The sequence below is a fragment of the Streptomyces sp. NPDC001231 genome, from assembly GCF_042896885.1.
Lineage (GTDB): Bacteria > Actinomycetota > Actinomycetes > Streptomycetales > Streptomycetaceae > Streptomyces.
Map to the genome: position 1 here is coordinate 1 of NZ_JBIAXS010000058.1, position 21,692 is coordinate 21,692.

Annotated in this window: 19 protein-coding genes and 3 pseudogenes; 8 read left to right on the forward strand and 14 right to left on the reverse strand. The window is 70.6% G+C overall.

Annotated features, from left to right (window positions below; translation table 11 throughout):
* The first annotated feature begins 128 nt into the window (after positions 1-128).
* From ACFY3J_RS38025 to ACFY3J_RS38040, 4 genes and pseudogenes are all read left to right on the forward strand, one after another.
* Complete coding sequence (locus ACFY3J_RS38025; protein ID WP_384186307.1) at positions 129-287, forward strand: hypothetical protein; 159 nt, start codon at positions 129-131, stop codon at positions 285-287.
* A gap of 11 nt (positions 288-298) precedes the next feature.
* Positions 299-700, forward strand: a pseudogene (locus tag ACFY3J_RS38030) (Tn3 family transposase); the annotation flags it as partial.
* Positions 701-715: 15 nt separating this feature from the next.
* Positions 716-1,330, forward strand: a complete 615-nt coding sequence (locus ACFY3J_RS38035) for a hypothetical protein (protein WP_390842820.1) — start codon at positions 716-718, stop codon at positions 1,328-1,330.
* Positions 1,327-1,455, forward strand: a complete 129-nt coding sequence (locus ACFY3J_RS38040) for a hypothetical protein (protein ID WP_384186302.1) — start codon at positions 1,327-1,329, stop codon at positions 1,453-1,455. Before ACFY3J_RS38035 ends, ACFY3J_RS38040 begins: the two co-directional genes overlap by 4 nt.
* 70 nt (positions 1,456-1,525) lie before the next feature.
* Here the strand turns inward: ACFY3J_RS38040 and ACFY3J_RS38045 are convergent, their stop codons facing one another.
* On the reverse strand, positions 1,526-2,479 hold the full coding sequence (locus ACFY3J_RS38045; RefSeq protein ID WP_390842821.1) for a sigma-70 family RNA polymerase sigma factor: 954 nt from the start codon (positions 2,477-2,479) through the stop codon (positions 1,526-1,528).
* A 202-nt stretch (positions 2,480-2,681) separates the two neighbouring features.
* Positions 2,682-3,875 (reverse strand): NAD(P)/FAD-dependent oxidoreductase, encoded by a 1,194-nt coding sequence (locus ACFY3J_RS38050; protein WP_390842822.1) that lies wholly within the window; start codon positions 3,873-3,875, stop codon positions 2,682-2,684.
* 211 nt (positions 3,876-4,086) lie between these two features.
* Between ACFY3J_RS38050 and ACFY3J_RS38055 the strand changes: the two are divergent.
* Positions 4,087-4,167 (forward strand): annotated as a pseudogene (locus ACFY3J_RS38055) (transcriptional regulator); the annotation flags it as partial.
* Positions 4,168-4,359: 192 nt separating this feature from the next.
* On the opposite strand, the gene ACFY3J_RS38060 reads toward ACFY3J_RS38055, so the two are convergent.
* The 4 genes from ACFY3J_RS38060 to ACFY3J_RS38075 all read right to left on the reverse strand — a co-directional run bounded on the left by ACFY3J_RS38060 (position 4,360) and on the right by ACFY3J_RS38075 (position 6,919).
* On the reverse strand, positions 4,360-4,986 hold the full coding sequence (locus ACFY3J_RS38060; protein ID WP_384186294.1) for a sulfocyanin-like copper-binding protein: 627 nt from the start codon (positions 4,984-4,986) through the stop codon (positions 4,360-4,362).
* Positions 4,983-5,255, reverse strand: coding sequence for an SHOCT domain-containing protein (locus ACFY3J_RS38065; protein WP_384186465.1), 273 nt, complete (start codon positions 5,253-5,255; stop codon positions 4,983-4,985). Before ACFY3J_RS38065 ends, ACFY3J_RS38060 begins: the two co-directional genes overlap by 4 nt.
* A gap of 297 nt (positions 5,256-5,552) precedes the next feature.
* Positions 5,553-5,918, reverse strand: a complete 366-nt coding sequence (locus ACFY3J_RS38070) for a hypothetical protein (RefSeq protein ID WP_384186292.1) — start codon at positions 5,916-5,918, stop codon at positions 5,553-5,555.
* The gene (locus tag ACFY3J_RS38075) at positions 5,915-6,919 is read right to left on the reverse strand and encodes a DUF1259 domain-containing protein (RefSeq protein WP_384186289.1); all 1,005 of its coding nucleotides are present in this window, start codon (positions 6,917-6,919) and stop codon (positions 5,915-5,917) included. The genes ACFY3J_RS38070 and ACFY3J_RS38075 overlap by 4 nt, the downstream gene beginning before the upstream one ends.
* 172 nt (positions 6,920-7,091) lie before the next feature.
* On the opposite strand from ACFY3J_RS38075, the gene ACFY3J_RS38080 reads away from it, so the two are divergent.
* The gene (locus ACFY3J_RS38080; RefSeq protein ID WP_384186286.1) at positions 7,092-7,307 is read left to right on the forward strand and encodes a hypothetical protein; all 216 of its coding nucleotides are present in this window, start codon (positions 7,092-7,094) and stop codon (positions 7,305-7,307) included.
* Between the two features lie 67 nt (positions 7,308-7,374).
* Here the strand turns inward: ACFY3J_RS38080 and ACFY3J_RS38085 are convergent, their stop codons facing one another.
* Complete coding sequence (locus tag ACFY3J_RS38085; protein WP_390842823.1) at positions 7,375-8,061, reverse strand: Tn3 family transposase; 687 nt, start codon at positions 8,059-8,061, stop codon at positions 7,375-7,377.
* Positions 8,062-8,332: 271 nt separating this feature from the next.
* Here ACFY3J_RS38085 and ACFY3J_RS38090 point away from each other — a divergent pair, with 271 nt between their 5' ends.
* Positions 8,333-8,887, forward strand: a complete 555-nt coding sequence (locus ACFY3J_RS38090; protein ID WP_384186281.1) for a DUF2231 domain-containing protein — start codon at positions 8,333-8,335, stop codon at positions 8,885-8,887.
* Positions 8,888-8,996: 109 nt separating this feature from the next.
* Here the strand turns inward: ACFY3J_RS38090 and ACFY3J_RS38095 are convergent, their stop codons facing one another.
* From ACFY3J_RS38095 to ACFY3J_RS38110, 4 genes and pseudogenes are all read right to left on the reverse strand, one after another.
* Positions 8,997-9,965: a ferritin family protein gene (locus tag ACFY3J_RS38095; RefSeq protein WP_390842824.1), complete on the reverse strand. Its 969-nt coding sequence runs from the start codon at positions 9,963-9,965 to the stop codon at positions 8,997-8,999.
* Between the two features lie 81 nt (positions 9,966-10,046).
* On the reverse strand, positions 10,047-10,241 hold the full coding sequence (locus ACFY3J_RS38100; protein WP_384186276.1) for a hypothetical protein: 195 nt from the start codon (positions 10,239-10,241) through the stop codon (positions 10,047-10,049).
* Positions 10,242-10,464: 223 nt separating this feature from the next.
* Positions 10,465-13,608: pseudogene (locus ACFY3J_RS38105) on the reverse strand (Tn3 family transposase).
* Between the two features lie 318 nt (positions 13,609-13,926).
* Positions 13,927-14,346: a hypothetical protein gene (locus ACFY3J_RS38110; RefSeq protein WP_384186273.1), complete on the reverse strand. Its 420-nt coding sequence runs from the start codon at positions 14,344-14,346 to the stop codon at positions 13,927-13,929.
* Between ACFY3J_RS38110 and ACFY3J_RS38115 the strand changes: the two genes are divergently transcribed.
* On the forward strand, positions 14,326-16,170 hold the full coding sequence (locus ACFY3J_RS38115) for a transposase (protein ID WP_390842826.1): 1,845 nt from the start codon (positions 14,326-14,328) through the stop codon (positions 16,168-16,170). The two genes, ACFY3J_RS38110 and ACFY3J_RS38115, sit on opposite strands and share 21 nt — an antisense overlap.
* Positions 16,171-16,209: 39 nt before the next feature.
* On the opposite strand, the gene ACFY3J_RS38120 is transcribed toward ACFY3J_RS38115, so the two are convergent.
* From ACFY3J_RS38120 to ACFY3J_RS38130, 3 genes are all read right to left on the reverse strand, one after another.
* The gene (locus ACFY3J_RS38120) at positions 16,210-17,442 is read right to left on the reverse strand and encodes a PP2C family protein-serine/threonine phosphatase (protein WP_384186268.1); all 1,233 of its coding nucleotides are present in this window, start codon (positions 17,440-17,442) and stop codon (positions 16,210-16,212) included.
* 240 nt (positions 17,443-17,682) lie between these two features.
* On the reverse strand, positions 17,683-19,743 hold the full coding sequence (locus ACFY3J_RS38125; protein WP_390842827.1) for a SpoIIE family protein phosphatase: 2,061 nt from the start codon (positions 19,741-19,743) through the stop codon (positions 17,683-17,685).
* A gap of 655 nt (positions 19,744-20,398) precedes the next feature.
* On the reverse strand, positions 20,399-21,355 hold the full coding sequence (locus ACFY3J_RS38130; RefSeq protein ID WP_390842828.1) for a hypothetical protein: 957 nt from the start codon (positions 21,353-21,355) through the stop codon (positions 20,399-20,401).
* Positions 21,356-21,692 lie beyond the last annotated feature (337 nt).

The following is a 21,692-nucleotide window of genomic DNA, read 5'->3' on the forward strand; positions in this document are numbered from 1 at the left end:
TTCCCCCGGCTGCTGCGCGACGTGGCCGCCAGCCACCCCGACCTGAAAGAGCTCGCGCCCACGCTGCACCCGGACGTCGTCGCACACTCGCCGTCTCCATTCGCCGACGAAACCAGCGCGGACGCGCCGTGACCCCGTACCGGGCGATCCTTCAGCTCGAGGAGGACAGCCCCGCGGCCACCGGCGAACGGCAGAACAACGACGTGGCCCGTGCGGCCTACAAGGCATGGATCGGGCTCTACACCAAGGACCCCGCCGCCGTCGTCCAGCTCACCGCCGAAACCTGACGGACGCGCCGCTGCGTCGGCGGGTGACCGCGGCGACGAACAAGGTCGAGTCGTTCAACCGGTTCTCGGCGTGGGTCGGCTTCGGCAACGGCGGCGTGATCGCCGACAACGACCCCGTCGAGCAGGAGAGGACCGCGAAATTCAACGCGCTGCTGTCCAACGCGGTGATCTTCCACAACGCGCTCGACATCGCCGAGATCGTGCGCCAGCTGCAGGCCGAAGGGATGGAGATCGATCCGGAGGACCTGGCGCAGGTCTCTCCGTACCTGACCGAGCACATCCGCCGCTTCGGCGAATACTCCACCCACGAACTCGGCAACGAACCAGCCGCCTACGACCCGCGCCTGGACATCGACTTCACCCCGCTGCGCGGCGAGGAACCCGCCGCGGCCGGCTACGACACCGCCGCCTGAACGCGGAGCCCTGCCATGCCTGCAGAACAAATCGGCCGCTGGACCAGCGTCGACAACACCCTCGACTTCGCGGCAGACAGCGGCCCGGACGCCGCCCTCGCGCTGGCGTGCAGCCTGCACGCCCTCAACGAGGTTTCCTCCGGCGTCGCCCCGGCCCCGGCGGCCGCACGTCTGATCATCGCCCGCCCGGACGGCACCCCGCTCGGCGTCCTGGGCCTGGACGAGCAGGACGCCGAGATCCTGGCCAAGCGCGTCCACACGATGTCGGCCGACCGCTACGGGCCGCTGAACGCCGATGACCTGGCCACCCTCGCCCGCCAGCTGGACGGCCGCTGGCACCTGTTCGTCCACCGCCACGGGGCGATCGAGCCGCCCGCCGAAGTGCCCGCCGGCCCCGGCGGCGTGCCGCCGTCGCAGTCCGACTGTGCCCGCGCGCTCGCCCGCCTCGGCTACGCGGTGGCCGGCGAGTGGCAGAGCACCACGGGCCAGGCCCGCGACGACCTGTCTTCCGGGTGGAGGTGCGCGCGCACGTCCCGGGCGAGAGCCGGAGCGAGTGGCAGCTGGTCCGCGACACCAACGGCGACGAAGTCACCGTCACCCTCATCGCGTCCGCCGACGGTCAGCGGGTGAGCGTCCAGGGCGGCGCCGGCGAGACGTTCCACGGCGAGCGGGCCCGGCAGCGGGCGGTGGAGGAGCTCGTCCCGGCGTATCAAGCCTGCGGCTACCGGCTTGGCGCCGTACGCGCCACCCGCTGAGCACCCGGCCCCGTTTCATAGGTGACCTATGAAACGCGGGGTGCTGCGCCTGGCCGCGGTAGGCGTCGGGTCACCACTGGCTGATGAGTGGCGTGTCTGGTTCGTGTTGCCGCCAGGCTTCGGCGAGGCGGATGAGGCGGGCGGGGGCGGCGATGCCGCGCACGGTGGCGATTCTTCCGCCCGTGATGTCGAAGGTCACGGAGCCGACGACCTGATCGCCGACCACCGTGAGGATGGCGGGGGTGCCGTTGACGACCGCATAGTGGATGGCGGGCATGCCGCCGGCCAGTCTCCGCTTCGCGGGGGTGGGTTTGAAGCCGGCCCGTGCGACGGCGGCGACGCGTTGCGGAGTGTCGAACCGGAGCAGCTTCTCGGCCAGGCCTGCGCCGTCGGAGATCGCGATCACGTCATCGGTGAGCAGCGCTACCAGCCGTTCGGTGTGGCCCGAGGAGGCGGCGGCGAGGAATTCCTCGACGATCCTGCGGGCGGACGCCAGGTCGACCTCGCCGCCGCGGCGGCGGGCGGCGGTGACACGGTGTCGGGCCCGGTGCAGGTGCTGCTGGCTCGCAGACTCCGTGATGTCGAGGATCTCGGCGATCTCGGCGTGGCCGTACGAGAAGGCCTCGCGCAGGACGTAGACGGCCCGCTCGTGGGGTGACAGGCGCTCCATGAGGGTCAGCACGGCCAGGGAGACCGATTCGCGCTGCTCGAAGGTGTCGGCGGGGCCGAGCATCGGGTCGCCGTCGAGGAGCGGTTCGGGCAGCCAGGCGCCGGCGGTGCGTTCGCGGCGGGCCTGTGCCGAGCGGAGCCGGTCGAGGCAGAGGTTGGTGACGACCTTGGTCAGCCAGGCTTCCGGCACCTTGATCCGCTGCCGGTCGGCGGCCTGCCAGTGCAGGAACGCATCCTGCACGGCGTCCTCGGCGTCGACGGCGGACCCGAGCAGCCGGTACGCCAGCGAGGCCAGCCGGGTCCGGCCGGCCTCGAACCGCTCCGTGTCGAAGCGATCAGTGGCGGTGCTGTCCACGCGGACCACCCTAGAGGATCTTGCAGAAGTGAATGGAGGGGTCAGGCCGTCGCATGGGCAGCCGGGTCCTCGACAGTGGCGGTGGTGGGGCGGGCGCGCAGGCCGCCGGCCAGGCGCAAGGCGACCGCCCTGGCCACGGTCGGCCACGGTGAGGGCGACACGTCGGCTGCGGGCGCGGCCTGAGTGGATACGGCTCGCACGGCTACGCCACCGCCGTCTCGGCGGACGATGCGACGGGCGCGGCAGCCAGGCGGTGCTTCCGCTTGGGCAGGCCGAAGGTCGGGTGCGAGGTGGCCCACAGTGACATCCGGACGATGCCCGCCTTGATCCGCGCGGCCTTCCGGCCGCCCATGTACTTCGGCTTCGCCTGCCCTTCGTCATCGACCATCTGCACGATCCCGTCCCGCCGCCCGAGGCTGATGTGGTTGCCCAGGTACTCCAGCTTGGTGTTCGCGATCGTGCGGCCGGTCAGGCGTCCCACGATCGCATCCGTGGCCTGCCGGCCGGTGTAGCCGGCCGAGGCGCAGGACATCGGCAGCGGCCGGCCGTTGTCGCCGACGGCGTAGGCGCTGTCGCCGACGGCGTAGACGTTCGGGTGCGAGACCGACCGCATGGTGCGGTCGACGACGATCCGACCGTTCTCGGTGACCTCCAGCCCTGCGGCGGTGGCGAGGGGGTCGACCACGAACCCGGCTGTCCACACGGTTGCGTCGGACGCCAGGACGGTGCCGTCGGCGCACAGCACCCGCGCTGCTTCGACGGCTTCGACCTCGGCGTGTTCCCAGACGGCGGTGCCCAGCCGCTCGCACGCCTGGCGCAGGTGGCCGCGGGCTCCTGCCGAGAGCCGGGCGCCCAGCTCCCCGCGGGCGACCAGCGCCACCGACAGGCCGGGCCGGGACTCGGCGATCTCGGTGGCGGTCTCGATGCCGGTCAACCCGTCGCCGACGACCACCACACGCCCGCCGTCGCCCAGGCCGGCCAGGCGCTCGCGCAGGCGCAGCGCCGAGGGCCGGGCGGCTACGTCGAACGCGTGCTCGGCGACGCCGGGGACGCCGTGGGCGTCGCCGTGACTGCCGAGCGCGTAGACAAGCGTGTCGTAGCCGAGCTCGCCGCCGCCGTCGGCGTCGGCCACGGCGACGACCTGCCGCTCGGGGTCGACAGCTGTGACACGGGCCAGGCGCAGCCGGATCCCCGTGCCCGCGAAGACGTCGGCAAGCTTCGGGGCCTCGATCTCCTGGCCGGCCGCGAGCTGGTGCAGCCGCAGCCGCTGGACGAAGTCCGGTTCGGCGTTGACCACGGTCATCTCGATGCCCTCCGGGGACAGCCGACGGGCCAGGGTCCCGGCCACGTAGGCCCCGGCATAGCCGGCGCCGAGGACGACGATGCGGTGCTTCATCTCTCGCTCCTGTCGTTCTGCCTGCTCTCGGTGGCTTGAGCGGGGCAGCGCCCCGATTCCTGACAGGAAGCGAATGTGACGTGGGTCACAGGATGGAAGGGGCGTCATCCGGCTGCGCGCGACGCCGAGGCGGTGCAGACGCAGGCCGAGCCGAACAAGGCGATCTGACGCCGATCACCGTCGAAGTCGGCGTCAGATCGCCAAGCGGAAGATGTTTGCGGGCGAACTCGCCGAACGCGTCGGTGTCACACCTGCCAGCCTGGCCGTACTGCCAGGCTGGCTCGGGAAAGCCTCCTCGGTATCCCGCCCCAGCTGCGGCGGACGCTCACCTGGGACCGCGGGCGCGAGATGGCCGAGCACCAGGCCGTCACCGCCGCGACCGGCATGCCGATCTACCTGGGGTGTGACCCAGATACGCGTCAAAGGGGCAATGAGATCGTTAGCTGAATATGCCGTAGACCTCTCGGTATTGCGAGCGCGGCTCCTACCGGCTGGTGACGTCGAGCTCGTCGTACATGCCGGCCGCGTAGTGGCCGGGGATGTTGCACACCAGCTCGTAACGGCCGGGCCGCAACGCCAGGGTGGTCCAGCCCGCAGCGCCGGAGGTGATGCCGTCCCCCGCGCCCGCCGCGCAGCTGTGCGAGGCTTCGCCCACGTTGCCCGCCTCGCTGACCTTCCCGTCGGGGCCGACCTGTCGTTCACCTGCGGCCTGGCCGCTTGGCAGCGGCAGCACGACCACCTCGTGGGTGAGCGCTCCCGCGTTGAATACCCGCAGTGAGATCGTGCCGGAAGTAATCACGTGCGGTGTCACGCGCAGCCACATCATGCCCATGCCGTACCCCGCGGGACTGCCGCCTGCCGGACCGTGCCCGCCGGGGCCGCCCATCGTCCCAGGCATCATGCCGCCCATGTCGCCAACGGTCACATCGACCACATGGCCCGCCAGCGAAGGCGGGCCGCAGCGCGGGCCCGGCGTCGTCCAGCGCGCTGCTGCCGGACCGCGGAAGGTACCGGCCGCGGTGAGCGACACCATGGTGGCGATGCCCAGCACCAGCGCGGCGATCGCACCGGCGACGCCCAGCCACACCCTGCGGCGGCGGTGCACGTTCACCGGTGCTCCCGCAGCAGTGCGAGGCGGCGCTTGTACTCCTCCTCGTCGATCTCCCCGCGGGCGAACCGCTCGGCCAGCAGGTCTTCCGCTCGCCGGTTGCCACCCCACCCCGGCTCACCGGTTAGGGGGCGCGGGCCTGCCTGGTGGCCGTGGTGCGTGCCCGTGAAGTACCGCACGAGTGCGACGACAGCGGCGATCACCACGGCCCAGAACAGCACCGTGATCGCCAGCATGATCAACCAGCCGAAACCCCAGCCGCCGTACCACATCACGCCGATCACCTTCCCTCGGCTGATGGCGCGCTCAGAGTGTCCTACTACCCAGGGTCGGTCACCAACCGCTCCGGTGGACAGGGGAAACCGGTCCCCTGCCCGGAGCCAAGCGGCCCTCCCAACGCCAGCTGGTAGATCGCCAGGACCTACTCGGCGTGCTCGGGCCGCATCGGCTCGATGCGCACGTCCGTCGTGGCGACCATCGCCGCGTTCGCGGCCCTGGCCGCCTGGGTGGCCGTCGACCGGTTGCTCAACCCTCGCAACATCACCCACCTCGCGCGGGCGATTAGCTGGTCAGTACAGGTAGACGTCGACGAGCAGGGCTGCGACGGCGGCCAGGAGCGCGTAGCGGATGCTGGTGCGGGTCGGCTGCGCGGCGAGCGGACCGAGCCCGTAGCCGAGGGAGGCGGCGGCGAGGGTGAAGACGCCGGAGCCGGTGTCCTGCCAGCTGACGGGGAAGACGATCACGGGTGCGTCGGTGAAGAACTGGTCTCCGTGGGCGGCGCGCAGGATCGCGTTCCAGGCCAGGGGCCCGACGGCCGCAGCGAGCGCACCGGTCGCGACGACGGCGCGACTGCGGCCACGGGGGAGGGTGCTCAGGACGGCGGCGACGACGGCCGACAGCACGGCGCCGTAGACGATCTGGCCCCAGCCGATCACGACATGGGAGCCAGCGCGGTGGCGTCGAGGGCCGGGCGGAGTGCCTTGGCCAGGGTGGCGCCGTCGCCGGTGGCCCAGAAGTGCATGTAGAACAGGCGTGGCTGGTCGTTCAGGGTGTGGTTGTGCAGTTCGACGATGTCGATGCCTCCCTTGCGCAGCGCGCGGATGACCTTCTGCACCTCGGGGGCGGTCATGACGAAGTCGCCGTTGATGGCCGCCTTGTTGCCCCCCAGGGGCTGGAAGTTGACGGCGGTGGTGATACCGAGGGCGGGCGGCAGCACGTGCATGCCGTCGGTGACGGTGTCCTTGCGGGGGATGGAGAACTTGTAGATGCCGCCGTCGGCGGTGCCCTTGCGGCCGAGCGCCTTGTCGATGCCGGCGGTGTCCAGGGCGATGGGTGGCTGGGTGGCCGGGGGCGGCGAGGCGGGCGGGGTGGCGGTGGCGGCCAGCGCGGACTTCAGGCTCTTGGCCAGGGTGACCGGGTCGCCCATGGCATGGACGTGTGTCCACCAGATCGCCGGGGACTGCTGCAGCAGGTGCTTGTGCAGCGCGGTCTGCTCGATCCCGGCGGTCTGCAGCGCGTCGGTGACCTTGGGCAGTTCGTCCTCGGTGACGACCAGGTCGCCCATGAGCATGGTCCCGTTGTGGTACTTGGCGAAGGTCGCGTAGCCGCCGAGCGCGAGGCCCGGCTTGATGGCGACGCCCTGGGTGGTGACGGTGAGGTCCTTGCGGGGCAGTGAGACGCGGTAGACGGTGCCCTTCGTCAGGGTGCCGGTGCGGCCGAGGGCGTCGGCGAGCGGCTTCCAGTCGGCCTCCGTGGTCTGCACGGGCTGCTGCGCCTGGCCGTGGGTGGCGGTCGGGGCCGGGTCCGTCTGCGTACCGCCCCCAGCAGCGCCCTCTGTCCTCGCGGTGCCGCAGCCCGCCAGCAGGCCGGAGCCCGCTATCAGAAGGCACGTGGCCGCTGCCCCTGCGACCGGCTTCATGTGCGAACGGGGTGACATGGCCACTCCTCGTCGAGTTCGTCGTCGATGGTGCCTGTGTGGCCAGACAAACCGCCGCCGATGAAGCTGGCATGAAGAGCGCCCCCATCCGGGTGGCTTCATGACAGCTTCACCCGCGGCCGGGACCGTGAGGGCAAACGGCGCACAGCAGCGGAAGCAGAAGGAAGGCAGCATGCGGATTCTGGTGGTCGGGGACGTGCCGAAGATGCGGGACCTGTTGCGCCGGGCCCTGACCGAGGAGGGCTACGCCGTTGACGGTCCACAGGCGCTCGCCCTGACCGATGTGGCTGCCTTCGACGCGATGGTGGAAGCGGCGGGTTCCAGACGCACGCTGGTCAGTTCCTTTGAGCCCGACGCAGCTGGCTGGCACCTGTGGCTGTCCCGCTAGATCCGCAACACTCCAGGTGCCCGGGCGGGGGGTTGATGGACCCCGACCGGGCACCTGGCCATGAGGGTCATGCCGCTGGGGCCTGCTCGTCCACCAGCACGCTGAAGTCGACATCGAGGTGGGTGTCGTAGTCCTCCGGGGCGATACCTATCTCATGGGTGGAGTAGGCGCCGAACCGGTTGACGTGCTCAGTCAGGTAAGGCGAGATCTGGGCCAGGTTCAGCGGGTCGATGACCCAGCCCTCGGCCTGCAACTGCCGCACCACGTCGGCGATGTCGAGAGTGTTGTGGAAGATGAGCAGGTTGGCGAGCAGAGAGGTGAACTTCACGTCCTTCTCCTGCTCGCCCGGGTCGTTGGCCGCCACCGTGCCACGCTGGCCGAACCGCACCCAATCGCAAAAGCCGTTGAACGCCTCGACCTTGTTGGTCGCGGCCGTCACCCGGCCGCGCAGCGGCGCGTCCGAGAGGTACCGAAGCAGCTGGACGGTGCGGATCACCCGCCCGACCTCTCGGAAGGCGGTGTAGGTGGCGTTCTTGTGGGAGCCGGAGCGCAGTCGCTTGAGCAGCAGGGTGGAGGAGATGGTGCCCTCGCGGACCGAGACGGTCACCCTCATCAAGTCCTTGAAGTGAGTCTCGATCAATTCCCAGTCGATCACGTTACGGCCCACCTCGCCGAACAGGGCGTCGATGTGCTCGTAGACGGTGCTGCGGTCATCCCCACCCCACTCGGCGCCAGCCCCTGCCGAAGGCGCCACACGCGCCCGCGTGATCATCCCGGGCCTACAACGCTGCGAAGATCAGAACTGCGGAACGCAGGACACGCATCGGGGCGCGGTGGTGGAGGAGCGGCAGGGGGGCAAGGCTTCAAGATCACTCCGTGGCGGCTTTTGAGCTCACCTTGGCTGGACCCGAGGCACTGCTCCATATGCGTGCACGACTCCTGCACACGGACGCATCTGTCACAGAATGCCTGAAGCAGTAGATTTTTGGGCGAATGTTCCTTGCGTACCCGTTGGAGGAGATTCCGTGGATGTTGGGCTGATCAACGGCCTTCCCGGCCATCCCCTCTTCGTTCACGGCGCAGTGGTGCTGGTCCCGCTGACGGCGTTGGCGCTCGTGGTCTGTGCGCTGTGGTCTTCGGCGGCGCGCAGGCTCAGCTGGGTGCTGCCGGTCATGGGGCTGATCACTCTTGTCCTGGTGGTGCTGACCACCGAATCCGGCGAGTGGCTGGAGGACCGGGTGCGGGAGAGTGCACTGGCGGAAGAGCACGCCGAGATGGGATCCGATCTCACTCCATGGGCGATCGCCCTGTTCGTGCTGACGGTCGCCGTCTGGCTGCTCGGCCGCGCCGGCCCCCGCCGGGAACGAGACCGCGGCGGGGAGGCCGGACGCCCCGCCGCGGGCGGGGCGTCCGCCGTGGCCCGGCTGGCCTCTTCTGTTGTGGTGCGCGTCGTGGCGCTGGTGGTCGCCCTGGTCGTGGCCGTCGGCGCGGCCGTCCAGGTGTACCGGATCGGTGACTCGGGTGCGAAGGCGGCCTGGCAGGGCCGTTTCTCGACGAGCCGGTCCGGCGCCGGGCGGTGACGCGGCGGCAGCCGCGCCGGAGGCAGTCCGGCCGGCCTGGGTGAGGCGTCGGCCGGTCGGACTGCCTGGCGTGGTGCGTGCGGCCGGTCTCCGGGTGCGGCCAGGGCAGTCAGCGCAGCTGGTCGAGCGCCTTCTGGAAGGCGGCAGCGTGCTTGGCCTCGTCCGCGGCGGTGTCGCGGAAGTAGCGGGCGGCGGCGGTGTCGCCGACGGCGGTGGCCCGCCTGGCGAACCCCGGGTACACGGTGGTCGCCTCGTTGTGCTCCCCGGTGATGGCCGTGCGCAGGTTCTCCCTCGTCGTGCGGACCAGGCCGGCCAGCACCGCCTCACCGGCGAAGTGCTCCTGCCGCTCGACCTCGGCGGTGCCCTCCCACAGGCGGGCCAGCGCGGCGTTGCCGGTCTGCCGGGCGTGGGCGGCGAAGAGCATGTACTTGGCGTGGGCGAGACCCTCGCCGTGCATCGCCATGTCCAGGTTGGCCTTGGTGCGGGCGGCCTTCACCTTCGGCAGCCCGGCGGGCACCGCCACCACGTCGGCCTTCGGCGGCGCCGGGATGGTGCCGCGGCCGGTGGTCACGGCCGTGAGGGCCGTGCGGAAGGCGTCGCGGTGGCGGCCCTCGTCCGCGGCGATCTCGCTGAAGAGCTTCGCGGCCTCGAGGTCCCCGTCCGCGCGGGCCTGCTCGGCGAAGCGGCGGTACATGACCTGGTGCTCGTAGGTCTCGCCGTTGATGGCCTGGCGCAGGTTGGCGGCGTTGGAGCCGACCAGGCCGGCCAGGGTGGCCGCCTCGCGCAGGTGCTCGTTCAACTCGGTGTGCGCCGTGGAGCGGAAGAGCTTGCCGACGGCCGGCAGGCCCTGGCGGTCGGCCTCGGCGGCGAAGAGGCTGTAGGCGGCGTAGGCGTACCCCTCGCCCTTCATGGTGGTGGTCAGGTCGGTGAGCGTCTGCGCGTGGAGCGCCCGGGCGGCGGTGTGCGGTGCCGGGGACGCCCCGGCCGGGTCGCCCCCGGCCAGGGCCGGGGCCGCCGGCGCGGCGGCGGCCAGCGCGCACAGACCCACCAGAAGCGTACGTGTCGAATGGCGGACCATGATGTCCTCCTTCCAGGGCACACCCTTCTGGGTGCGAACGCCCCCTCCTCATGCCACCCGTGTATGCACACCACCGCCCCTTCACGTCCCCCATCCGAGTGAATACGCACAGTCATCATGTGCCTTTTCGGCGACGTGCTCCGCTCGTCTCAGCAGGCCGCGTTCCTGTCCTTTTTCATGGACAACCGCCTCCGGCTGAACGCCGACGCGTACGTACAAAGCGGCGATGTCCTTGGGCGCATACATCTTGTGCCCGACGACGGTCAGCAGGGCCACGCCCAGCTCGCCGATGTAGAGAGGGACCTGACCACGGAGAAGGGCCTGCGGTAGGCGCTGGCCCGCTTCGAGGGCGACTACGCGGGCTCCAGCTTCCCCGTCGAGGGGTGGGACCTGTACCGGTACTGCCCGTGGTTCCTGCTGTCCTGTGTGCTCCTGCCGTGGGCTGTCGCACAGTACGACGCTGCCCTGACGCCCACCGTCGGCTGAACCCGCCCGCAGCTCACCCGCCTTCATCCTCGTCGGTGTCGACGGTGGCCGGGTCGCGCAGCGGGCGCAGACCGCCGCCCGTCGGCACGGAGGCGCGGAAACTGTAGCGGCCGAGCACATTGAGGTTCGCGTGGCGGAGCGGGGAGAGCCGGGCGACGTTGGCGTCCAGGACGTCGTGCTCGCGCTCGTTGGCCGGCAGCGCCCGCAGTTGGGCGACCGCGGCGTCCAGGTAGCGGGTGGTCCACAGCACGGCGGCGTTGAGGACCAGGCCGAGCGCGCCGAGCTGGTCCTCCTGCCCTGTCCGGTACGCCTGCATGATCTGCCCACGCTTGCCGTGGCAGATGTCCCGGGCGAGCTTATGGCGGGATTCCTGCACGGTGAGCTGCCGGTTCATCTGGCGGCGGTAGGTGTCGTCGACCGGGTCGACCACGCGCAGCAGGTGGAGGGTCTTGGCGATCCGTCCGTACTCGGCGAACGCGGTGCCCAGCGGGGTGGGGCGTCCCTCCCGCCCGAACATCCGCAGCAGGTCGTAGGCACGCACCTGCCCGGTCACCAGGGAGCCGGCCACCCGCAGGATGTCCGGCCAGTGCGTAATCACCTTGTTCAGATTGACCTTGTTGCAGGCCAGCGGCTCCAGCGGCCCGTAGCCGCCGGTGGCCACCCCGGGCATCTCCGCACGCCAGAACCGCTGGTCGGCCAGGTCGCGGAAGCGGGGCGAGAAGTTGTAGCCGAGCAGGGCGAACAGGCCGAAGACCATGTCGGAGTAGGAGGCGTTGTCGGTGGCCACCATCTCCGGCTTCGCCCCGGCGTCCAGGTTCAGCAGGGTGTCCAAGATGTGCAGGGAGTCGCGCGGGGTGCCGGGCACCACCATCTGCCCGATGCCCGCGACCTGGTCGTTCACCGCGTTCAGCCAGGTGATGCCGCGTTTGAAGTGGTAGTACTTCGGCGACGGACCGGCGTTGATGGTCCGCTTCGGCACGACGAACCGCAGACCGTCCACGGAGGCGAGCAGTCCCTCACCCCAGTGCTCCACGATCGGCACCCGCCCCTGGGCCTCGATCAGCTTCGCGTTCGCCGCGGCGATGGTGTCGGCCCGCAGGTAGTACTGGTCGACGTGCACCAGCCTCGCCCGGGTGAGGGCGTCCTCCTCAGGGTCGATGACGGGGGTCAGGCCGATGTTGCACGCCTCGGCGACCAGCAGCGCGACCAGGGAGGTCTTCAGATCCTCCATGCGGGTCCGGCCGTCGCCCAGGTGCACGAAGGCGTCCAGGAACCCGGTCCAGGCATCGACCTCGAACAGCAGGTCCGGCAGGTCGATCTTCGGGAGTATCGCCGCGGTGGTCGACCGCAGCCAGCGCAGCGACGCGGGTTCGCCGACGGCGCCGAGCCGGTCCACGTTCAGCTTCAGGCGGCCGTTGGGCTGAACCTCGAAGCTGAGCTTCGCGTCCTGGCCGGCCTCCTCCAGGCGCTCGGCCATCAACTGCCAGGCCGCGTCCAACGCGCGCACCCGCCCGGCCAGGTGCTCCTCGACCGGCTCGTCCAGGCTCAGCCCGTGCAGCACGTCCTCGGCAACGGCCTCCCACCGCTTGCCGTCCAGCAGCCGCGCCCGCGGGTCCGCCCACCGGTTCGACGGCGAAGCGAACACATCCCGCCGGTTCAGCGCGCGGAACAGCTGCTCCAGCACGCACACCACGTACGCGTCCCGGTCCACCGCTCCCTCGGGCAGTCCCGGGTTGGCGTACACCGCCTTCTTCCACGCCGGCGGCACCAGCCTGCCGTCGATCTCGCGCGGCAGCAGCGGCTTGACCTTCACCTTCCGCCGGGCCAGCGCCGGAAGACACCTCACCGCCTCCAAGACCCGCCTCCCGCCGGAGGCCGCCCCCAGCGCGGGCGACTCCCCCAGCAGCGACAGGAACGGACGGACCGTGTTGTAGCGGGTGGCCAGCAGACGCCGCATCTCCGCCTCCGCCTCCTGATCCGCAGGCCCGATCAGCTCCCCCAACAGCGCGGAGGCGGCCATCACCTCCTCGCGCGGCCCGATCTGCGCCTCCAGCGCCCGCCACATCGCCCCCGGATCGAGGTCGGCCCCGTGCTTGGCGACCAGATCCAGCTGCTCACTCCACAGCCGGAACACCCCATCGAGCATCCGCGACGCCTTCGCCACCCGGCCCCGGGCCGCGATCCAGTCCCGGTCCGTCGCCCGCCGCGCGGCGCCGATAAGCTTCACCTGCATCAGCACCGAGAACAGATCCAGCGCGTCATCGATCGCCGACGCCTCCAGGTGCCGCACCACCGACGTCAGCAACGCGGTGCGCTTCGGCTCCGGCGTACGCTCCAAGACCGGCGCCTTCGATCCCAGCCCGACCCGCGCCAGCGTCGCCAGCCGGTTCGGCGGCACCTTGTCCAGCCTCACCCGGCCCAGCCGGAACGCGGAGATCTCATCCACCCGCTCCAGCGCCTTCGCCATACTCGCGCCCGTCGTCCGCGTCGGCGGCCGGCGCAGCCGCTCCAGCTCCGAAACCCGCCGCCCCTCCGGCACCCCGAGCAACCCCACCAGGTCCGCCGACAACGACGCGTCCGCCCGCCGCACAGCGCCCGCCACCGTGGCGTACATCCGCTTCTCCGCCACCTGCCGCACGGACGCGACCTGCTTGGCTAGCACGCTCACGCCCGGCAGCAGCACCCGGTTGCGCCGCAGCCAGCCCACCGCCTGGTTGAACAGCGACACCGGCCCCTCAGCTCCCGTCCACGCCCGCCCGTGCAGGAACGCACGGAACTTCCGCCCCCACACGGGGTCCTCGAACGGGTGGTAGCCGTAGGCGTCCCGGATCTCCCACGCGTGCTCTTACGCCGTCTTGGCCCGCTCGGTGTACCGCTTCACCACCGACGGGTCCTCGATCCGCAACTGCGCGGCCAGGTGCTCGACGACCGACCACGGCACGTCCAGCGGATCGTCCACCAGGAACCGGCCGACATACCGGACGGTGCACATCTGCACCGCGAACCCCAACTGGTGGGCCGTCGTCCGCCTTAGCGCGATCAGGTCCCGGTCCACGTCGTCCAGGAAGAAGAACCGCTCCAGCTCCGGCCGCGTCGGCTCCTCCACGAACCGCCCGTACGCCGCGGCCTGCTCATCAGTTAAAAACTCCACCGGCATCCGGCGGACGGTAGCCACTGGGCGTCCACGACCAACGATCTTCCGAAGAAACCCGACGAGGCGCCCCGACCGCGTGCTACACGACCAAGATCGACCTCAGCGCCAACCACGGTTCCATTGATCCCCGGGGCCGGACTACGAGCCCGTCAAGCGCATCGCGCTGATTGCGTGCCTGACGCACAAGGCGAGGATGCGGGTCCGCGACGACCTGGCGACGATGTGCTGCAAGCGGGTGGCGACGAAGATCAAGAAGGCCAAGGCCGAGCTGGAGGAGATCCGCCTGCGCCAGCAGGAGATGGTCGAGGCCCTCATCGGGAACTACCGCACCGTGCTGAAGCACATCGACGAAGGCGGCCCCGCCCAGGGGGCCCTGGCGAAGGCCGCGGCCATGACCACCGAGGCGGTGAAGGCCCTGGACGGGCTGGACGAGCAAGCGTCGGCCGAGGAGGTCGCCAAGCGGCTGAACGGCAAGGTCTCCCGGGCGGTGCTCGCCATGGCGAAGGCCTTGGTGGTGCAGGCCGGTGGGCTCGGCGCGGTCACCAGGGCCGTGGAGGGCTTCGGCGGGTTCGCGAAGCAGTACGAGCAGATCGAGAAGGTCTCCGCCCACCACGGGAACTTCTGGGAGGTGCTGCTGTACGGGCAGATCGGCCGGGACCGCGCGGTGATGTTCGACCTGGCCGAGAAGCTGGAGTCACCGCGACATCCGAGGACGGGCGGGTGCTGGACGCGCTCGCACACGCCCAACGGCACCAGAGCGCACGCGGCGAGTACATCACCGCCCTCGACGAGGAGGGCAAGGAGGTGGACATCTCCTTCGCCACGCAGAACTGGCGCAGGGCCGTGGCGGACAAGACCCGGTCCGGGCAGTTCGTCCGCAAGCATTTCGAGGCGATGGTGTTCACCGCCCTCGCGGAGGAACTGCGCACCGGCGACGTCGCGGTGGTCGGCTCGGAGGAGTACGCGGACTGGTCCGAGCAGCTGCTCGCGTGGGAGGTCGTCCAGGAGAAGCTGGCGGCCTACCTGGTGGAGGTCGGCCTCGCCGAGGAGGGCGAGACGGCCGAGTTCGACGCACAGTTCTTCCGCCGGCAGCTGGAGGACAAGCTGCGAGGCGCCACCGCGGCGGCGGACGCCGGATACCCGGACAACGAGGGCCTGGTCATCGACCCGGAGACCGGTACCCCGGCGCTGAAGCCGCACCGCTCGGAGGGGCAGCGGCCGTCGGCGAAGCGGCTGGAGCAGGAGATCAAGGCCCGGATGCCGGAACGCTCGCTGATGGGGATCGTGGCCCGCACTGCGTACTGGGTGGAATGGTGGCGCCGCTTCGGCCCTGCGTCCGGCAACGAGCCGAAGCTGGAGGACCCGTTCGGCCGGTACGTCATCACCACCTTCGTCAAGGGCACCAACATGGGCCCGTACGAGGCCGCTCGTCACATCCCCGGAGTCTCGGGGCACGAGCTGTCGTACGTGGCAAACCGACACTTCTCGATCGCGCTGCTGAACGAGGCGATCGCTGACCTGGTCAACGCGCACGCCCGCCTGGACATCTCGCAGGCGTGGGGCGACGGCACGGCCGTGGCCGCCGACGGCACCCACATGGACACCTACCTCGACAACCTGCTGGCCGAGACGAGCGTCCGGTACGGCAAACCGGGCGGGATCGCCTACCACCACATCTCCGACACCTACGTCGCGCTGTTCACGCACTTCATCCCGTGCGGGGTGTGGGAGGCCGTCTACATCATCGTGGGCCTGCTGAAGAACACCTCCGAGGTGCAGCCGACCACGGTGCACGCCGATACGCAGGGCCAGTCGCAGCCGGTGTTCGCCCTCGCCCACCTGCTGGGCTTCGACCTGATGCCCCGCATCCGGAACTGGAAGGACTGCATGTTCTACCGACCGTCCAGGCAGAGCGAGTACGTGCACATCGACGCCCTGTTCGGGGAGCCGGGCAAGCATGTCATCGACTTCGACCTGATCGAATCCCAGTTCCGGCACCTGATGCGGGTGGCCGTCTCCGTACGGGAGGGGGCGATCTCCTCCTCCACGCTGCTGAAGCGCCTGCGCTCGGGCTCGCGGAAGAACGCCACCTACACCGCCTTCCGCGAGGTCGGCCGCGTGATCCGCACCGCGCAGCTGCTGCGCTACCTCTCGGACGCCCCGCTGCGTCGACGGGTGACGGCGGCGACGAACAAGGTGGAGTCGTTCAACCGGTTCTGCCAGTGGATCGGGTTCGGCAACCGCGGGGTCATCGCGGACAACGACCCGGTCGAGCAGGAGAAGGCGATGAAATTCAATGCTCTGCTCACAAACGCGGTCATCTTCCACAACGCCCTGGACATCGCGGAGATCGTGCGGCAGCTGCTGGAGGAGGGTTGGCAGATCGAGCCGGAGGACCTGGCCCAGATCTCGCCGTACCTGACCGAACACATCAACCGGTTCGGCGAGTACCCCACCCACGAGCTCGGCATCCAACCCGAGGCGTATGACCCGCGCCTGGACGTCGACTTCACGGTACTCAGAGGCGATGCCCCGACGAGCGAGAGCTACTCACCGGCCGCCTGAACCGAACATCCACCGTCCAGGAAAGCGCCCTGGTCACGGCTACTGCTTTGCGCGGCCGGCTGAGGCCAGTTGGGTGTCCGCGCCGGAGCTGACGTGCCGCTGGGTCTCCTGGGGACCGTGCCAGTCCAGGCACATCACGGTGGCATCGTCCTCCAGCTGGCCGTCGGCGGCGTCCCGTACCGCGGACGTCAGCATCAGCGCGGCCTCCCGCGGGTGCAGGTCCCGGGTGCGCTCCAGCAGGGCGGGCAGGTCGACTTTCTCCCCATGACGTTCGAGCATGCCGTCGGTGAACATGAGCAGACGGTCACCGGGGCGCAGATCGAGGTCCTGAACGCGGTAGGGGTGGGGCGCGAGCTCGGACAGCCCGAAGGGATGGTCCACCTCGCAGGTGATCGCCTCCGTGGCCCCCTCACGCATGCGCAGTGGCCAGGGATGGCCGGCGTTGACGAGCCGGGCCTGCCCGGTGTGGAGGTTGATGCGCAGCAGCTGCCCGGTGGCGTGACCGTGGCCGTGGTCGATCAGTGCCTGGTCGGCCCGGTGGGCCTGCTCGGCCAGGTCGGCTCCTGCGCGGCGGGCGCCGCGCAGGGCGCTCACCAGGACCGTGGCGGCCAGCGCGGCGTCGATGTCGTGGCCCATGGGGTCGGTCACCGAGACATGCAGGGTGTCGTGGTCCAGGGTGTAGTCGAAGGTGTCACCGCTGAGGCTCTCGGAGGGCTCCAGGCTCCCGCACAGGGTGAACTGTGCAGCCTCGCACGACAGTGACGGGGGCAGTAGCTGGTACTGGATCTCTGCTGCCAGGGTGGGGGGCCGGGAGCGTTTGCCCCAGATGTAGAGGTCGGTGAAGCGCCCGTTGGCGATCACGATATAGGCCAGGACGTGGGCGGCTTCCCTGACCGCATCGAGGACGTCCTCGCCGGGGGCGGCCGGAAGGAGCAGTTCCAGCAGTCCGATGGCATCCCCCCGGTTGGTGACCGGCACGATCACCCGCTGTCCCCGGCCGGTCTCCTCCTGGTACAGCCGCTGGGTACGGATCACCTGCTCGTAGACACTGCCGAGCATGGGGATCCGCTCCGCTTCCCGCCCACCCTCCGCAGCATCAGTGGTGGACAGCCGCGCCACTGCCTTCCCTGTCAGGTCCACGATAAGGAAGGAGACATTCGTGGCCTCGAGACGCCGCCGCAGGTCCTGGGCGACCACGTCGACTGCCTCCACCGGCGCGGCCGTCTCCGCTGCCGTCAGCAGCCGGGGAAGTTCACTCTGCCCACCACTCACGACCACGGTCCCTTTCGCCGGCCCCTCATACCAGCCTGGGAACCACAACGGTAAGCGTCAATTTGTGACCAGTCACAGTAAGAGCTCGCGCAGATAGGCGGCGTGGGCAGCCCCGGCAACAAGGTGGGCACCCCGGCTCCGATCGGCGGTGGGCTCGGAAAGGGAGGCATGCTTCACCGAGCTCGGCGGCGTCGACGGGGCGGAGACAGGAGCCCCGCCGAGCCGGGCGGGCCTTTGGTGTCAGCGGCCGTGTTGTTGAGGCCGGATGAGGAGCAGGGCGATGTCGTCGTTGCGGGGGGCGGACCGTTGGGCGTGGTGGATGAGGGTGTCGGCGAGGTCGTCCAGGGTCTGGCCTCGGGCTTGTGCGAGCTGGGCGGCGAGGTCGGCGGTGGCGTCCTCGATGTCGATGCCGGGGGTTTCGACGAGTCCATCGGTGTACAGGGCGAGCACGGCCCCGGGCGGTAGGGGGATGTCGGTCTCCGGGTAGTCGGCGGCGGGGTCAATGCCGAGCAGGAGCCCGGGCGTCAGCGGGAGGATCTCGGCGTGTAGGTCGGGGTGGCGCAGGAGTGGGGGCGGGTGGCCGGCGGTGGCCAGGCAGGCGCGGTGGCGTGCCAGGTCGAGCTGGACGTAGAGGCAACTGGTGAACAGGCCGGGGTCAAGGTCGGTGAGCAGATGGTTGGTGCGGGCGAGGACTTGGCCGGGCGATGCGCCGGCGGTGGCGTGGACGGCGGTGCGGACCTGCCCCATGAGGGCGGCGGCGTTCACGTTGTGGCCTTGGACGTCGCCGATTGCTGCGGCGGCGAGGTCGGTGTCGAGATGAATGAGGTCGTAGAAGTCGCCGCCGACGTCGATGCCGTGAGCGGTGGGGAGGTAGCGGGTGGCCACGTCCAGGCCAGGGACGCGGGGCAGTGCTTGGGGCAGCAGGCTGGCTTGCAAGCTGTGGGCGAGAGCCTGTTTGGCGTCGTAGAGGCGGGCGCGGTCCAGGGCCTGGGCGATCAGCCCGGCGGTCGCGGTGAGGACAGCTCGTTCCTCGGGCGTGAAGGGATGCGGCCGGTCGTACGCGAGGACCAGCGAGCCGACGGGGCGGCCGGAGGTGATCAGGGGCAGGAAGGCCCAGGCGGCCTTGCCGTCCTGCAGGACGGCGGGGGGATAAGCGCGCTTGAGGTCCGCGAAGGTGGCGTAGAAGTGAGGGACGCCGCTGGTCAGGACACGCACGGCAGGGGTGTCCGAGGCCAGGGGGGTGCCGTCGAAGCGGTCCATGAGTTCGGCGGTGTAGCCGCGGTAACCGATGATCCGCAGCCGGCCCTCCTCGGCGATCATCAGGGCGAGGGCTTGGGCCTCGAAGGCGGTCGGGACCAGGTCATCGATCCGGGCGATCACGTCCATGACCCCGACGGCCTCGGTCAGCGTGGCGGCGAGGTGCATCAGGAGGTGGTGGGCGGTCGACCGACCCGGTGCGGCCGACGGTGCGGGGTGCAGAACCTCTGACGTCTCCGAGGCAGGGGACGGGGAGGCCGGGGCGATGCGGACGCTGATGCCGCAGACGTCCGGGTACAGGTGGAAGGACAGCCACCGGTCCGGTGGGCGCAGGGCGGTGAAGGAGGTGGCCTCCTGGCTGAGCACCGCGGCCCGGTAGCGGTCTTCGACGACTGGGTCGTCCAGCCACGGCAGGACCTGCCGGGGCAGGACGCCCAGCAGGTCGACGGCGCTGGCGCCGAGGAGGTCGGCGGCGGCGGTGGTGATGAAGGTGATCCGGCCGTCAAGGTCCAAGGTGCAGCATCCTCCGGGCAGGCGCTCGGCGAAGTCCGCCGCTGCCGCCTCCTGGGTTGGCCCGCGAGCGCGGGCACGCAGGGGGGCCAGGACCTGCGGCTCGGACCCGGGCAGCAGCGGGTGGCCGCTGTCGGCGGCCTGCCGCAGGACAAGGCCCAGGCGGCGGCAGGAGGTACGGACCGCGTTGCGTTCGTGTCGGGTCAGCGGCGATGGATGCGAGCTGGGCCACCGCACCAGCAGGGCGCCCCAAGTGGTGGTGCCGGTGGTGATCGGGGCAGCGGCCACCGAGAAGGGATAGGGCAGCGCGAGCGCCATCTGCGGGTAGTGCCGCGCCATCTCTTCCTGGCCGCCTACCCACACCAGACGCCGCTCGCGCACGGCGTCGGTCGCCGGGGTGCGGGCCGCCAGCGGCACCTGCGTCCAGTGCGCGGCGATCTGCCGGGGAACCCCCCTCTGCACCGCCAGTCGCAGCACCCGCTCGCCCGGCGGCAGCAGGTATACCAGGCCTCCGGAGGCGCCTGTCTCCCGCATGAATTGGTCCAAAGCGGAGCAGAGCACATGCGTGCCCGAGCCTGTGCCGGTGCCGAAGCCGGCAAGGTCCCTCGTGCTCTCACCCTCCCGAGCGGCACCAGGCAGGGATTCCTCCAGGCGCCTGAAGCGATATCTGGCCGCCTCCGCGCTGATGCCCAGGCCAGCACCGATCTGCGCCCAGCTGGCCCCGGTTCGTCGGTCCGCCAACACCGCACAGCGCACCAGCTGCCCGGCCAGCCCGGGCAGCTCCACCACGGTGGCAACATGGCAGCCCTCCGCTCCTCGCCCCGGGCGCGAGTCGCTTGCCTGCTGGGTTGCGGCCTGCACCTGCGTCAGGAGATTCGTTTCCGCGAACACCAGCGCCTGCCGCGCCTCCGCCGCCGCCTGCCAGCGACGCCTGGCTCGCCAGGCCGCTTGCCGGTGCGCCTGATGGCAATACCGCCGCCCCGGGCCTGCCGACTCCGGCAGTGGAGCTTCGCACCAGCCACACCGATCGTCACCCATATACCGATCGTCGCCCCTATAGGGAAAATATGCTCTACTGCCGCGACGACGTGCTGCACATGTCCACCGGGGCGGTGGCGGCTGTACCTATCACCGGGACCTGTGCCCACCTTGTTGCCGGGGCTGCCCGGTTTGCTCCTGATCTTCGCTCTCACAACCCCTCGCAAAACAGCTTTCGCACAATGCCCCGCGCGATAGGTTCTGCGACATGCCAGAGCTCGCCGAACCGGCCGCCGCTGACGTACTCGATGCGCACGTCCTCGTCCTGCTCCCGCAGCACGTACAGCGTGCCCTGCCATGGGGCCCAGTACCGTGGCACGAGGAACAGGCGGTCACCGGAGACGTGGAACAGGCGCAGCCCGGCGTAGCGGTAGTGGTACGGGCTGCCTTTCTGGTCGACGGCGGCGACGCAGCTGCCGCCGCCCCGGATCAGTAGGTCCTGCTTGCTGAACACGACGACCGCAGGGAGCTCCCCGGCCACGGTCGCGGCGGTCTCCTCGGCCCGGCCCCGCCCCACGAGTCCCGCGTACCCGGACACCGCCCAGAACAGGAATACCAGCGCCACCAGCAGGGCCGGCGCCCAGATCTGTGCCGCCCGGCGCCGGTCGGCGGGCGCGTCGGGCTGCGGGCGGGTGCGGGCGTATGTGCTGAGCAGCACGCCGGCCAGGGCCGCCAGCGGGATGACCAGCTCGAAGATGGCCGGCGCGAGGTAGTACGACGGCACGAGCAGCAGTGCCGGCAGCCAGGCGTGCCGCAGCACGCGTGTTGCCCGCGTTGGGTCGCTCTGCACCCGTTGGTGCAGTGCCGCGGCCGCCATCGAGACGGCGGCCGCCACCAAGGCGGGGATGTACAGCGCGTCCACACTGCGCAGCAGATAGTCCGCGGTCGAAAACCGGAACAGCGTGTCCCGCAGACCGAGGGCCTTCGTCTCGGCGTCGGTGCTCGCCCAGCCGAAGTAGAAGAGGACCGCGGTGAAGAGGGAGAGCAGGGAGCCGGCGGTGCCGACGAACTCCAGCCACTTCGGGGACGTGGGGGCGGCGGGCGGCTCGGGTGGGGTTGGTGGGTTCGGTGGTGCCGGCGCGGGGGCGGGGACAGGGATCGGTGGCACTGGTGACGGGGACGGCGGCCGTGGTGGTCCGGGTGCCGGGCCCGGCGTGGGCGGCGTACGGCGGAGTACCGCGTGCGCGCGGGCCAGTGCCGTACGCAGGCCGCGTGGCCAGGCGCGGGCGCTCACCGGGAGCTGGCGGTGCCGGTCGAGTCGGACTCTTCCGATGAGGTGACTGGGCAATCGTCCGGAGACGGACCGGGGACGCTGCCCGGGTCGGGGGCGACCAGGGTGAAGGCGTCCTTAGAGGTCATCTCATTTGGCTCGCTAGGCTGTTGGCTGTGACAGTGATCGTTGAGCGGCTGGTGCCGGACGAGTTGTGGGAGCTGTTCCAGCGCGT

Excerpts from the sequence above, each read along its gene's own strand:
- ACFY3J_RS38035 (WP_390842820.1), top strand. The coding sequence starts at position 716 with ATGCCTGCAGAACAAATCGGCCGCTGGACCAGCGTCGACAACACCCTC.
- ACFY3J_RS38125 (WP_390842827.1), bottom strand. The coding sequence starts at position 19,743 with ATGCGGGAGACAGGCGCCTCCGGAGGCCTGGTATACCTGCTGCCGCCG.
- ACFY3J_RS38065 (WP_384186465.1), bottom strand. The coding sequence starts at position 5,255 with ATGTGGTACGGCGGCTGGGGTTTCGGCTGGTTGATCATGCTGGCGATC.
- ACFY3J_RS38050 (WP_390842822.1), bottom strand. The coding sequence starts at position 3,875 with ATGAAGCACCGCATCGTCGTCCTCGGCGCCGGCTATGCCGGGGCCTAC.
- ACFY3J_RS38080 (WP_384186286.1), top strand. The coding sequence starts at position 7,092 with ATGCGGATTCTGGTGGTCGGGGACGTGCCGAAGATGCGGGACCTGTTG.
- ACFY3J_RS38075 (WP_384186289.1), bottom strand. The coding sequence starts at position 6,919 with ATGTCACCCCGTTCGCACATGAAGCCGGTCGCAGGGGCAGCGGCCACG.
- ACFY3J_RS38095 (WP_390842824.1), bottom strand. The coding sequence starts at position 9,965 with ATGGTCCGCCATTCGACACGTACGCTTCTGGTGGGTCTGTGCGCGCTG.